Below are 13,565 nucleotides of genomic sequence, written 5' to 3' on the forward strand. Positions count from 1 at the left end.
AAAGATAAAAAGCCACCGATAATTAAATTACCGGCAGCTAAAATTATTAATAACTATTTCTTTAAAAGTTTCACTGTTTTCTGGAAACCTTCTGCTTCAATATTCAAGATCAATACTCTTGAAGCTTCAAGTTGTGAAGTGAAATCAAGATCTAATGATTTGTTTGAACCTGCATATTTCTTTGTGAAAACAATTTTACCGTCTATGCTGTAAGCTGTTACAGTAATGTCTTTCAATCCTTTTGGAGAGTTAATTTTAACCATTCCGGAAGTTGGATTTGGAGCAACTGTAACTGTATTTTCTGCAGCGTGATCAACCGTTCCTAGAGATCCTGTTGTTCCCAAATTATCTTTAAGAGCTACAACGATCGTTGCCGATTTTCCTCTGTAGTCAATTGTATTTCCAGTAGCATCTACATCCGTAAGAATCGTAGAATCCGGGTGTTGAATTGAGAAGAAACCAAATTTATGATCCGGTGTAAATGTAAGACCTGTAGGCTCTGATCCTGCCGGCATAGAAGCAAACAATTTCACTTTTGGATTCGCCTGTGTATGATCCGGAGCGATTACCCAGATGTAGTTTTTACCACCATCCTGAAGTACCCAAAGATTTCCTAATTCATCGAAAGTAAGATTGTCATTACCATCTCCCCAAGCTTCAGATTTCGTTCCCTGTGCAGTTGTGAAAGAATATACAGTAGAAAGACCTCCTACGAAAGTTTCTACTTGGGAAGCGGTAGTTCCATTATCCTGTAAACGGTATACTTTATTTAAACCTTTAGCCGTAAAATAGATTTTTCCGTCTAATGGGCTGATATCCACATCTTCTACTCCATTGAAAGAAGTTCCGCCTAATGACTGAGCCAGAGAAGCTGTATTGTTTTGATCTGCTTTAGTTTTGTTAGGAATCTGAATCCATGTAGCTGTTGTTCCTACAGGATCTCCATTGCTTAATCCCTGATCTAATTTTAAAACATATAAGTTTCCTGAAGCAAGGTTGTTTGGAGTATCCATGATGTATTTATAAACCATGTGAGTTCCACCATCTTCACCGTAATATGCTGTAGTTCCTGCATTATTCACCACAACATTTTCGTGGTTCATGATACCCATCTGCCATAGTTTTCCTTTAGATCCGTCAGCGTTTTGAGAAATAACCTGAGCTGTTGCCGGGTCAATTTCTACCAACCATCCGTAATCCTTCATTCCATCAGCATTTACATCACTTGCAGTTGTCTGCTCTTCAGCTGTAACTACAGTTCCCCAAGGTGTAACCCCACCAGAACAGTTTCTGATCGTTTGTACTAAACTTGGTGCTGAGAAACTTACGGCTCTAGATTTTGTTAATTGCCAAAGTTTTGTTGTAGCGTTATAATTGATTTCCGCCATGGTAACACCACCGGGATTTGTTTCGTGGTTTACAGAAAGGTAACCGTTTGTGCTGCTTGCATTTTTAGCAACATAAGCCGTAAAGTCATTTTGACCTCCAACTAATCCACCTCCTTCTGTGTAATTATCACCTTCTTTTAAAATAAGCTGATATTTATGTTCAGTTGGAATGATTAATTTTGCTGTTTGTGCAGTAGGAACGATAGATGTAAAACAACTGATGTGCATTGAATTACAAGCAGTCGGGTTTGTTGTATTTGTTGTTGTTTTAAGATAAGCATCAATTCTTAAATCTGAACTTGAAGCTCCTCTGTTGTGTAATTCGATAGAAATCCTGTTGGTTCCGTTAACGAATTTTGATTTTGGAATTGAGAAAATATTATAAACACTTTCTGCAGCCCCGTCAATTGTAGTGCTTGATAATGTATTGAAATCAATAACACCTGTTGGCATATTGTCTCTTACTACTTCTTCACCGTTTAGATAAACAACGATACCGTCGTCTCTCATTACGCCTAATTCCATCGTATCACTTAAAGTAGATAAATTTACCGTGATATCTTTAGCAAAATAAGCCGTCATAAGACCTGAATTGATAGTCGTTGTAACAGGATCACCGTATCCTAGAGGACCAACTCCGGTAGTCCAAGTTGAAATATCAAAAGTCTTGTCTTTCCATTGAGCAACCTGTGCCTGATTGTTATCTTTGTAGCTCCACGACGAATTCTTGTCGAACACATAAGTCTGCGCCTGAAATAGAGAACTTGTCACTAATATAAGGCCTGCAACTGTTAGTAGTTTTTTCTTCATTTTAAATTTGATTTATTAGACACTGCAAAACTATTTTATTATCACCATCCCTCTATTAATAGGACTTTAAATAAATCTTGCTGAATATTAATAAATCAGGAACCTAATGTTAATTAGATTAATTTTATGTTAAATTAAAAAAATATTAAAAAGCGAAGAGTGGATAAGGAAATGCAAGTTTTGACTTTTACATTCGTTAAACCACCCTTTCACTAGTAATTATTTTTTGGTCTGACTGATATCGGTTAATGTATTTAGGAAAGAAATTACCTGCTTGATTTCGGTCTGAGTAAGATTTAATTTATCTGCTGGTAATGTTTGATTTTTCATTTTTAAACCTGCGCCTTCACCGCCGCCTTCGTTGTAGAAATCCATAACCTCTTCCAGTGTATTGAAAGCTCCATTATGGAAATACGGTTTTGTAAGCGCAATATTTCTGACAGTAACAGTTTTAAATGAATTCTCGTAGATCCAAGAATTTTCTTTTTTCACAGGGCTGTTTACTCTTCCTTTATCTGTATCAAGCTCGATTGGAAGCTGATTTAAAGGTTTTTTGGTCACACCTAACACTTCAGATTCATTTTCATTAAAAAATGGAGGAACCAATCCTGAAAAATGCGGTGCGAAGTGACAAGTCGCGCAATTTGCCTTTCCCATAAAGAGATTGTAGCCTTTTTTAGCATCATCAGAAATTTCTTTTTCATTTCTCATGAATTTATCAAAATCACTTTCAAAAGAATAGAGAGAAGCAACGTAAGAACTTAATGCTTTAGAAAAATTCTCTTTACTTATTTCTCCATTTTTAAAAGCAGAACGGAACGCTTTCTTATATTCCGGTTTTGTCTTTAATTTTTTAATGATGCTTTCGTAGCTTGTATTGAATTCATCTTGATTATAAATTACGTGTTCAGCCTGTTGTTCAAGATAAAAAGCTCTTAAATCATAAAAAAACCTTTTTGCAAAAACTGCATTATATAAAGAAGGCGAATTTCTCAGTACTGTTTTCCCTTCAACATTGCTTTGAGATCTTGTTTTTAAATCTGTAAAAGCATTTTCAGGTAAATGGCACGTTGCACAGCTCATTTTGTTGTTCTCACTCAAATTTTGATCATAGAAAATATCTTTTCCCAATTTTCTCAGGTCTGGATTATCTTCGGAAGATTTTAATAGGGTAAAGAAATAAGGATCGAGAAAATCACTGCTGAAAAGGTTTTTACTTTTCACATTCCAGCCTGAAAATTCTTTCAAATTATCTGAATTTCCATCCCAGTTTCCAAACTCTTCATACAACGGCTGAATATATTTTTTGTAAAATTCTATTCTGTCAAAAGTTTCAAAATCTTTATTTTTTGATAGATAATCGATGCTTTCAGTTAAAATTCCATTTGCTTTCTGAACCTGAAAATTTTTAAAGTAAACATCGTTATTGATGTATTTTTTCATTCCTAATAAGGCGTGGCTTGCTTCTTCGGAAATATTTAATGAACCCGGCGTATCAAAACCTGTTACACCTAATGTATAAATTCTGATTAATTCAATTCTTAAAGGCAAAGTTTTATTATTCCCTTTGCTCAAGCCGTTTTTCACAGAACTTAAATAGAAACTTGCATAACTGTTATAAAGAAAATTGGTTATCGTTTTGATTTCCTCTTTTTGCTCTCCTGCTTCATCAGAAAATATCAATTCATCCAAAACCTGCAAACCCTCCGGAGGAAGCGTATAAGCTGAAGTTCCCGCTACCTCGATGTGAAATAATGGCGCGGCATTAAGATGTGTTTTAGAAAATTCAGGGTAATGATACGCAATGTAAAATTCAATTTCTTTGTATGAATTTCGGGTGTTACTTAATGATTTTCGTAAATCTTCAAGAGAGATTTTATCCTCAGAAAATTGATAAACATCAGATTTTAGTTGCTCAAGCTTGCTTTTAAAATCGGTTAAACCTTTATTTACAACGGTATTTTCATTTTCTGTACCTGTGTAAGTAGGATTAAATGACATTGTTGCAAAACCCATCAACAAAATGATGATAACTATCGGATAAGATCTCATGTAATTTTTAACGGCAAAGCTATGGTTCGTAGGTTACCACAACTTTAATTCAGGATTAAATAATGTTTATATTTTACTTCGGGATTTTTTATTAATTTTAAACCCCGAAATCAAATTCATGATACTCAAAATGGTCGTTACACTTTAAAGACCTATTTTAAAATGATGAAGAAAGGATATTGGGCGAGGATTTTAAAGATTTAAAACAAATCAAACTAAAATATTACTATGAAAACAAAACTATTGCTGGCTTTTGTGGCAGGGCTTTTTTCATTTTCTGCTTTTGCTCAGAAATTAGGTCAGGAAATGGCTGTTTATGCGGAAAAAAGAGGTAATGATTATTATCTGCTCCGTCTTGAACAAGATAAACCTGTACCTAAAGTTTACGTTTATTCCAACGGGCAAACGAAAGTTTACAAGGATTACAAAGATTTAAAAGATGTTGCCATGGATTTTCCGGGAATTATAACGTCTAACAAGTCTACAAAAGAAGAATTGGTTTCTATTCTTAATAAAGACAATCATTTTTACGAGATCACTTCCCAAAGAAAAGATCCTAATAATTTTGAAAAAACAATCGTTACAGTTTACGAAGTTTCTAACGGACAAAAAAGAATTGTAGAAGAATACGGATCTATTATGGAACTCGTGATGTCGCCATATAAAGACGCTATTTTCATTGATATAAAAAAATAAATATACAATATGCTAAATAAACTTGCAGCTTCAGAATTGGTTCTGAATGATGACGGAAGTGTATACCACTTAAACCTTTTACCCGAAGATATTGCCGATAAAGTAATCCTTGTCGGAGATCCGGACAGAGTACCAAAAGTGTCTCAATATTTCGATAAAGTTGAGGTTAAAAAGAACAAAAGAGAATTCTACACGCACACAGGAACATTGCGCGGAGAAAGAATTTCTGTAATGTCAACGGGAATCGGTACAGAAAACATCGATATCGTAATGAACGAGCTTGATGCTTTGGTGAATATCGATTTAAAGGAAAAAGAATTCAAAAAAGAACATAAATCACTTGAGCTTTTCCGTATGGGAACTTGCGGAAGTGTAAATCCTGATGTTCAGGTTGATAACATGTTGGTTACCCAAAATGTTGTAGGATTGGACGGATTAATGCATTTCTATCAAGATTACGAATTTGAAAATGATTTTTCAAGAAACTTCATGGAAAAATTTCCTTATGCGAAAATCAAACCGATGCTTTATTTCGCAGACTGGTCAGAAGAATTGGGAGAATTATATAAAGATGCAAAATACCACGGAAATACGGCTACTTTCCCGGGATTCTATGCTCCACAAGGTAGACAGCTTCGTTTAAAAGCTTTAGATGATAAATTCTTGGAAACATTAAATGATCTTGGTGTTACCAATTTCGAAATGGAAACTTCTGCAATTTATGCCTTATCAAAATTATTAGGACATAAAGCGATTACCGTAAATAACGTGATTGCCAACAGAAGACGTGGAGAATTCTCAGCAGACCATCATGCTTCTGAAAAGAACCTGATTACTTGGGTTTTAGATAGAATTATCAAGTAATTTTTCCACCATAAAAATAAAAAAGGATCTCAAATTATTGAGATCCTTCCTTTTAACCATATTGAAAACTAAAATTCATTAATCGTTACATAAAAATGTCCCGAATAAAGACTTGCAGCGTTGCCTGAAATATTATTTAAAGCTATTGTAATTGTTGAGGTTGAAGAAAGTCTTGGATTTAAAACTCCAAAATCTGCAATACCCGCAAAATCATTCGCAGGAGATACAACTACAGACGCTCTGGTTGAAGTCGGTTGATAAGCCGCTGGAATTGTAATACTTAATGTTGTCGTTTTTCCTGCTGGCAAATTATTAATAGAAGGATTCGGCCAAACCTCAAAAGTGATCTGATTCTTCTGCACACTACCCTTTTCACCTAGTTTATATTGTCCGTTTACATCAATTTTAGTTGCAGCAGTCGGTGAATTTGTTCCTATGCCTACAGAAGCATTGCTGTCACCTAAAATAATAGCATTGGCTTGTGTTGTAGTTGCTCCATACCCAATTGCCGTTGAGTTTTGCCCCGTTGCTGAGGTTCCTGAACCCAATGCTGTAGAGTTCTGATTATTCGTCTGAGAATTGATTCCCAAAGCCGTTTCACCATTGGATGTAGTTTTTGCATTATGCCCCAACGCAATCGACTGATAACCTCCTGCAACAGAATTTTTTCCGATCGCAGTAGCCTCATTCGTTGTTGTTTTGGCATTATGTCCTATCGCTGTTGATTGATAGCCATTAGCTTCAGAACCATATCCAATTGCGCTAGCTTCGTTCACCGTCACTTTGGCACCGTAGCCCAAAGCAGTCGATTGATAACCTGAAATTTGTGTATTTGCCCCCACTGCAACAGATTCGTTGGCTGTTACAGAAGCGTTTGTTCCTATTGCAATTCCCTGATATGAACTGCTTGAGTTTCCTAAAGCAATCCCGTTTTGAGCCGCACTTGCTGCAGAACCAAAACTTATGGAATTGTTTGTCCCTAATCTTCCCATGGTAGCGCCATTTACTTTAAAGATTAAATCGTCTAAAGTAGATGTTCCTAGAGATAAAGGAGTGTTGGCAGCTCCGTAGTTACCCACGTTTGTTCCGGTAGTATTCCATCCGTTGAAACTGTTGGTTCCGTTGTTGCCATTATTGATATTGTTGCCAGACGCACTGGAAATTAAATTCCATTGGGTATTATTCCAGTAAAAGAATCCGGCTGTTGTTAAACTGCCTGTTCCGTTATTCCAAACCAATAAACCTGTAGCCGGAGATGCGATCGTAGTAGCATCCGTTGACGAGTTTAAGGCTATGCTTGGAATTAACAATCCTTTATTATTGGAATTGATTTCTAACATTGCTGAGGTCTTCGGAGAGGAAGTTCCGATCCCAACTTGAGCATAAGTAAAACCGTGAGAGACTAAAAATAGTCCTACACTTAAGATTAAATTTTTCACTTGAGTTATAGTTATTTAGTAATAGACAATTATTTGAACCACAAATATATGAATTTTTCAATAAAAACACTATTATTTTAAATATTTCGCAATAACTATACTCTACAGTGATAAATGTACCTGTTACTCACTATTTAATGATAAAATAATAGTTTCTATTATCATAATAAAGCCTTTATCCATAGGCATATAAAAAAATCCGTTTAATAAAAAGCAGATTTAATATTATCAATTAATGAATAAAATAACACAAAATTGTGAATAATATAATTTTATTCACTGTTTGATGATACGAATTTCGAGACAATTACTCCCAATTTTCATCTTTTAAATATGCGTTGAGTCATAAATTTCAAACTTTTTTATCCTTAGATACTCGATAAAATATCTAAAATTTAGATCGTTGCCAGAATGTCTTTAAAAATTTTTAGATTAAATCTGAATAAGCTTTTATCCATAATCATTTATTTTAGATAAAAGCAAAATCTGGTTCGGAAAAGTATAACAAAAGATTATGAAAATTTTAACAAAGACTCCCGATTTTAGGAATGGTTATTGATTATTTACTATCAACACACAAAAATATTTACTATTATGAATAATTCAGATTACAACAAAGCAGAAAATGCAGTAGACGACACAAAAAACTCTTTAGAGAATGCAGCTGAAAAAGCAAAATGGAAAGTGAATGAATTGGCAGATAAAGCCAAAGATTACATCAATGAAAAAAGAGCAAACGATGAGGAAGCAACTCAGGAAGACTGGCTTGATAAAGTAAAAAATAACGCTTCTGACGCTTGGGATAGCGTAAAAGATCATGCGAATGATGCTTGGGAGAAAACCAAAGATGCCGCAGAAGATGTGAAGGCAGAATGGAACAAGAAAACCAACTAAAAATTTCAGTCATATAAATATTTTCAAGAAAAACGGAGCTTTTTTACAAAGGCTCCGTTTTTTTATTATGCTCTAAACACAAATTATTGCTACATTTGTATATTAATAAACATTAAAAAATTATGTCATACGGTTTACTTAAAGGCAAGAAGGGAATTATTTTTGGAGCCCTTAATGAACAATCTATCGCATGGAAAGTTGCTGAAAGATGTCATGAAGAAGGTGCTGAATTTATCTTATCAAACGCTCCTATTGCTTTGAGAATGGGAGAACTTAATGGTTTAGCAGAAAAAACAGGTTCTGAAGTTATTGGTGCAGATGCAACTTCTACAGAAGATCTTGGAAAACTTTTTGATGCTGCAATCGCAAAATTCGGTAAAATAGATTTTATCCTTCACTCTATAGGAATGTCCGTAAATGTAAGAAAAGGGAAACATTATACAGAAATGAATTACGACTGGACAGAAAAAGGTTGGGATATCTCAGCAGTTTCTTTCCACAAAGTAATGCGTACGGCATGGGAAAAAGACTGTATGAACGAATGGGGAAGTATTTTAGCGCTTTCTTATATCGCAGCTCAGAGAACATTCCCGGACTACAACGATATGTCTGACAACAAAGCGTATTTGGAAAGCATCGCAAGAACTTTCGGATACTATTGGGGTGAGAGAAAAGTACGTGTAAATACGGTTTCTCAGTCTCCTACCGTTACAACTGCAGGAAGCGGAGTAAAAGGTTTCGGAGGTTTCTTAGGATATGCTGAAGATATGTCTCCACTAGGAAATGCATCAGCTCTTGAGTGTGCAGATTACTGTGTAACTTTATTCTCTGATCTTACTAAAAAAGTAACGATGCAGAACTTATTCCACGATGGAGGTTTCAGTAATACTGGAGTTTCTCAAAAGGTTATCCAAAAATATGATCTTGAATAAATTGTAGCTAATACAAATTATTAAATAATATTAAAAGCCAAAGTAGACTATTTTACTTTGGCTTTTTCTTAATCGCTAAAAATAAATAGAATCAATAGAAGAATTATTCAGTTACATAAAGTCCACAAAGGCTATCACTTGTATATATACTACCATTTGTAAGAGGTTTTACATCAACATTTTCTACCATAAACCCAAACTTTTGAAAATCATCATCATTAAAATATGAATCTATAGGATCAATTTTCAGGAAATATTTCTTTCCTACAATTATTTTACTCTTTAATTTTAGGCGCCTACATACAATTTTACACCAACTTAAAATTTTCTAATAGAACTATCTTATAGTGATTCTTGTTTACGGATTTTATATAAAGAAAAAGAGGACATTGAGTCCTCTTTTTGTGAATAATATAACTTAAAATTAATCCAAAATGGAAAATACAGAAAACAAAAACATTGAAAAATTAACAAACCTTGAATTATTTCAAGAATTTAAAAGACGTGGATTTTTCACAATGCCTAATAATATTGAAGGTCGTGAATGTCTTGACGCAATAGTTGTTTCGGTTGAAGAACCCAAAAAAGATATTCATTTTACCAGATATAAAGATTGGAATGTAGAGAAAAGAAGTAAAAAAATAAAAATCTAATTTTTATTTTTTTACTTCTTCTAAACCTTTAAATGCAATTCCATTAGCCTTTACAACCATAATCCTAAGTTCTTCATCCAAATCATTAAGAGTATCTTCAACATGACCAAGTACATCATATTCGTTAATTTCATTTTCATCTTTATTTGGATCATAAGTTATTTCATAAAGATATTCTGCATGAGGTAATTTAAAAACATATTTTTTGTCATCAAAATAAGTAATAGTTCTTAAAAACCCTGCCTTCTCCATAATTTCATGTAATTCATTATAATCAGTTTCTTGACTATCATTTAACTCAAGACGAACAATAAATTTTATAATTTCAATCATATTTTTTTAATTAGTTTACAAAATTACAAAGAAAAGTATCATATCTATTACGGAAAACCATAATAAAATCCCACTAGTAATAAAGTGGGATTTTATTCAAAGGTTGATCTTAATTCTTAATAAATTTGGAACTCAATTCTCCAATTTTATAGATATAAATTCCTTTCGTTAGAGTTTCAACATCAATAGCTATTTTGTCCTCATTAGAATTGAAAGTTTTGTTCATTACTAACTTTCCAGATGTATCATACACTTGAACTTTATTGGCTCCATTATCAGGATTCATAATGTTCAATATTTTGTTTGTAGGAATTGGAAATGCAGATAGTTTACCTTGAAATTGAACCTCTTTTGCTGCAAGTGAGGTTGTTGGTAGGTTATATATTTCAGTGGAGTTTGTTGTGGTTTTATAGAGTCTTAATTTATTGGAATTAGTTGTATTATCATGATAAACATGGAAATCAAATTCGTCATCAAATCTATAATTCTCTCCAAAGTCTTTAACTATTTGTCCATCTTCATTAAAGATTACAATTTTGTTTATAGACCCATTATCATACTTGTTAAAAACGACAACAATTTCTAAGAGATTATCCGTATTAAAAACGTTTTTAGATAAAATGAAATTGTTATAAGAACTTATATTCATTGAATATCCTGTTGGAATAGTTGGTGAAAATTGTTTCTTCAATGTGTGATTAGCATTGTAAATCTTAACTGTTGTAAGATTCTGACCAACAGAATAATAATTTGTTTCAGTTGCATTGGTATAAACTTGAAGGTTCTCTGCAGTGTAAGTTTTTTCAAGTGTTATTTGACTGAATACAAAATTTGAAGCTATGATAGCTCCTGATAATAAGATTTTTTTCATGGTTTAAAATTTGATTTTTAATAGAATTTCATTCATAGTGTTAGACTTCACAAAGCTATTTCGTGAAGTGATAATTTCCTTACGGAAATCCATAATTGAGTTAATCATAAATGTGATTTAATTTCTTCTCAGTCCCGAAAAAGAGTTGTTTGTAAATAAAGAAAGCATGAGGACTACTAGCAAATTCTATCAAGAAGGTTCTGGTAAACCGTTGGAGTCGAAAATGCAGCAGCCCCATGCCATATAGATATGACATGAAAGTTGCTAACATATTCCCTCCAATTAAATGTACCAGATTTTCTTGAGGAATGTCGTTAGACAAGCGTTCTATGTGTTCGAAAATGTCTTATTAGGATATGCTATATCCATAATTTTGAACAAATATAAAGAGTTTTTTCATGACTGATGTTTTTTTAGCGCAACATTAGCGCTTTCATCTTATAATAAACACACATTTACGGATAGTATACTTCTAACAATAGAAGATATGAATATTTTTAATGAATTGAAAATTAGATCATTAAAAGAATTAATTTTAACATTTTCAGATGAACAGAAGTGCATAAATTTCTTAGAAGGGATTTTTTGGAACGGAAATCCAGTTTCACCTTTTGATAAGACATCAAAAGTCTATAAATGTAAGAACAATAAATTCAAGTGTAAGAACACAGGAAAATATTTTACCATAAGAAATATTGGTTTATTTAAGAACTCAAATCTTAAACTTCAAGATTGGTTTATTGCAATATGGTTATTCACAAGCCATAAAGGAGGTTTATCATCTAAACAATTAGAAAGAGACCTCAATTTAACGCAGAAGACAACTTGGTTCATTCTTAAAAGATTAAGAGCATGTTCTGCATTTGAAAATAATCACTTATTATCAGGTGAAGTCGAAATTGATGAAACGTATGTAGGTGGGAAAAATAAAAATCGTCATGCAGATAAAAAAGTAAAACATTCACAAGGAAGAAGTTTTAAAGATAAAGTTCCTGTATTGGGATTAATTCAACGTGGTGGAAAAGTAGTCGCTAGAGTGGTTCCAACAGTTAGTAGATATGATTTAGAGCCTTTTATTTTTAGAACAATTAATTTACATGATACAGTTTTCACAGATGAATGGACAGCATATAAAAATTTACATAAATATTACAATCACTCAATAGTTAATCATGGAAAGAAAGAATATGTGAATGGTAATGCAAGCACAAACTGTATTGAGAATTTCTGGACTCGTGTAAAAGGAGCAATTATTGGTGTTTATAGAGTTACTTCAAAGAAGCATTTACAATTATATATCAACGAATTTGTCTTTAAGCATAATACAAGAGAAATGAGTCCTAGTGAAAAATTCATGCATATGATTTCAAATATCAAAGATTGTAATTTAACCTATGAAAAGCTAACAGCAAAATAAAAATAGTCTCCCAAACGGAAGACTATTTTCAAAATTATTTCGATTTTTATCATCAACTATATTTAGTCAAATTGATACCTCTTATCAGTTAAAATCTTTTTCTCATCTTCAGAAAAGATTTCATTATTATCAATGTAAATTTCCACATTTTGTAAATTTAACTCATTAGAAATATAGTCATCAATTTCTTTAACCAGTTCTTCAACATTATTAAAGAAACAAAATTTTGCCGTGAAATTTTCATTTTCATCTTTTATACAAACTGTTATTAATCTTTCGTTATTTTCCATTTTTCGAATATTTTATTATTTATATATAAATATTCAAAATTTAAAAATATGCAAGATTTATATATCAATATATTGTGTATGTTAAATTTTGTGAGACTTTAAATTAGCTTAAGTTATACAGAACCTTAATTTTAAAATTAGGTTCTTGTTAAATCATTTGTTTTTCTTATATTTATATAATATAGTTTTGTTTAACACAAATGATTTAGATGAGATTAAATAACCATGAACTTTATGACTTTTTTGTTGAAAAACAAATATTAGCTCTTTATCATGCTAATACTGTGAGTACATCTATTACATACCTTCAAAATGGAGGATTACTTTCAAGGGGAGCTGTTGAAAATAAAGGTTTGTTTCAAACTCCACAACTAAAATCTGATAATAAAGATAAGCAGGTGAATGTATGGAATGATGTATTTTTAGATACAGCTGATTTACATATTGCATTTAATAGAGAAAACTATTATGGTCCAATATTATTTGAATTAGATAGGGAACTAATAAAAGATGAAAACTTTGAAATCTGGATAACAAAAAATAACCCTATGTATTGGGATGTCAATAGTACAATGGAAGAAAGATATTTTCAAAATGTAGACGAATTAAAAAAGCTTTGGCATACTATTGACAGACAAAGAAAAATGATAACAATTAGAAATAATGATTCACCAATTCTATTTAACTATGTGAGAAGGGTGTTTGTTGATGACCCTCAACATACTATTAATATTGATAATGAAGATGTTATATTATTTAACTCTGCAAAAAATGAAATTATAAAAAATTTGTCCGACAATCATGTATTAAAAGGTAAATTTATGCATCGTCCTGATTGTGTTAGATGGTGTAAATGCCGGAAAGATTATAAAACTGATTATAATACCGAAAATTTAAAAAGACTTTTTTTATAAACTCAAACATAT

Annotated in this window: 13 protein-coding genes; 7 read left to right on the top strand and 6 right to left on the bottom strand. The window is 32.3% G+C overall.

Annotated features, from left to right (window positions below; genetic code table 11):
* Positions 1 to 53: 53 nt before the first annotated feature.
* Together AC1Q7L_RS04020 and AC1Q7L_RS04025 are read right to left on the bottom strand one after the other, a co-directional pair.
* Positions 54 to 2,198, bottom strand: a complete 2,145-nt coding sequence (locus AC1Q7L_RS04020; protein WP_492306501.1) for an alkaline phosphatase PhoX — start codon at positions 2,196 to 2,198, stop codon at positions 54 to 56.
* A gap of 219 nt (positions 2,199 to 2,417) precedes the next feature.
* Positions 2,418 to 4,250: a cytochrome-c peroxidase gene (locus AC1Q7L_RS04025; protein WP_492306502.1), complete on the bottom strand. Its 1,833-nt coding sequence runs from the start codon at positions 4,248 to 4,250 to the stop codon at positions 2,418 to 2,420.
* A gap of 228 nt (positions 4,251 to 4,478) precedes the next feature.
* Here AC1Q7L_RS04025 and AC1Q7L_RS04030 point away from each other — a divergent pair, with 228 nt between their 5' ends.
* Positions 4,479 to 4,946 carry a hypothetical protein gene (locus AC1Q7L_RS04030; RefSeq protein WP_492306503.1) on the top strand — a complete coding sequence of 156 codons (468 nt, stop codon included), beginning with the start codon at positions 4,479 to 4,481 and terminating at the stop codon, positions 4,944 to 4,946.
* Positions 4,947 to 4,955: 9 nt separating this feature from the next.
* On the top strand, positions 4,956 to 5,810 hold the full coding sequence (locus tag AC1Q7L_RS04035) for a nucleoside phosphorylase (protein WP_492306504.1): 855 nt from the start codon (positions 4,956 to 4,958) through the stop codon (positions 5,808 to 5,810).
* Between the two features lie 68 nt (positions 5,811 to 5,878).
* Here the strand turns inward: AC1Q7L_RS04035 and AC1Q7L_RS04040 are convergent, their stop codons facing one another.
* On the bottom strand, positions 5,879 to 7,249 hold the full coding sequence (locus tag AC1Q7L_RS04040) for a phage tail-like protein (RefSeq protein ID WP_492306505.1): 1,371 nt from the start codon (positions 7,247 to 7,249) through the stop codon (positions 5,879 to 5,881).
* A 594-nt stretch (positions 7,250 to 7,843) separates the two neighbouring features.
* On the opposite strand from AC1Q7L_RS04040, the gene AC1Q7L_RS04045 reads away from it, so the two are divergent.
* The 3 genes from AC1Q7L_RS04045 (at position 7,844) to AC1Q7L_RS04055 (ending at position 9,728) form a co-directional block, all read left to right on the top strand.
* Positions 7,844 to 8,143, top strand: a complete 300-nt coding sequence (locus AC1Q7L_RS04045; RefSeq protein ID WP_082891214.1) for a hypothetical protein — start codon at positions 7,844 to 7,846, stop codon at positions 8,141 to 8,143.
* 122 nt (positions 8,144 to 8,265) lie between these two features.
* Positions 8,266 to 9,075, top strand: coding sequence for an enoyl-ACP reductase FabI (locus tag AC1Q7L_RS04050; RefSeq protein ID WP_066758806.1), 810 nt, complete (start codon positions 8,266 to 8,268; stop codon positions 9,073 to 9,075).
* 434 nt (positions 9,076 to 9,509) lie between these two features.
* On the top strand, positions 9,510 to 9,728 hold the full coding sequence (locus AC1Q7L_RS04055; RefSeq protein ID WP_492306506.1) for a hypothetical protein: 219 nt from the start codon (positions 9,510 to 9,512) through the stop codon (positions 9,726 to 9,728).
* Positions 9,729 to 9,731: 3 nt separating this feature from the next.
* Here the strand turns inward: AC1Q7L_RS04055 and ghoS are convergent, their stop codons facing one another.
* Both ghoS and AC1Q7L_RS04065 read right to left on the bottom strand, forming a co-directional pair.
* Positions 9,732 to 10,061 carry a type V toxin-antitoxin system endoribonuclease antitoxin GhoS gene (gene ghoS / locus AC1Q7L_RS04060; RefSeq protein WP_492306507.1) on the bottom strand — a complete coding sequence of 110 codons (330 nt, stop codon included), beginning with the start codon at positions 10,059 to 10,061 and terminating at the stop codon, positions 9,732 to 9,734.
* Between the two features lie 109 nt (positions 10,062 to 10,170).
* Entirely contained in the window at positions 10,171 to 10,932 is a 762-nt protein-coding gene (locus tag AC1Q7L_RS04065) for a T9SS type A sorting domain-containing protein (RefSeq protein ID WP_492306508.1), read from the bottom strand.
* Between the two features lie 487 nt (positions 10,933 to 11,419).
* Here AC1Q7L_RS04065 and AC1Q7L_RS04070 point away from each other — a divergent pair, with 487 nt between their 5' ends.
* Positions 11,420 to 12,349 carry an IS1595 family transposase gene (locus AC1Q7L_RS04070; protein WP_492306509.1) on the top strand — a complete coding sequence of 310 codons (930 nt, stop codon included), beginning with the start codon at positions 11,420 to 11,422 and terminating at the stop codon, positions 12,347 to 12,349.
* A gap of 62 nt (positions 12,350 to 12,411) precedes the next feature.
* On the opposite strand, the gene AC1Q7L_RS04075 is transcribed toward AC1Q7L_RS04070, so the two are convergent.
* Positions 12,412 to 12,639 carry a hypothetical protein gene (locus AC1Q7L_RS04075; protein ID WP_492306510.1) on the bottom strand — a complete coding sequence of 76 codons (228 nt, stop codon included), beginning with the start codon at positions 12,637 to 12,639 and terminating at the stop codon, positions 12,412 to 12,414.
* 209 nt (positions 12,640 to 12,848) lie between these two features.
* On the opposite strand from AC1Q7L_RS04075, the gene AC1Q7L_RS04080 reads away from it, so the two are divergent.
* Positions 12,849 to 13,553: a hypothetical protein gene (locus tag AC1Q7L_RS04080; protein WP_492306511.1), complete on the top strand. Its 705-nt coding sequence runs from the start codon at positions 12,849 to 12,851 to the stop codon at positions 13,551 to 13,553.
* The last annotated feature ends 12 nt before the right edge of the window (positions 13,554 to 13,565 follow it).

Source organism: Chryseobacterium sp. GW823-FHT05E08 (assembly GCF_058795655.1).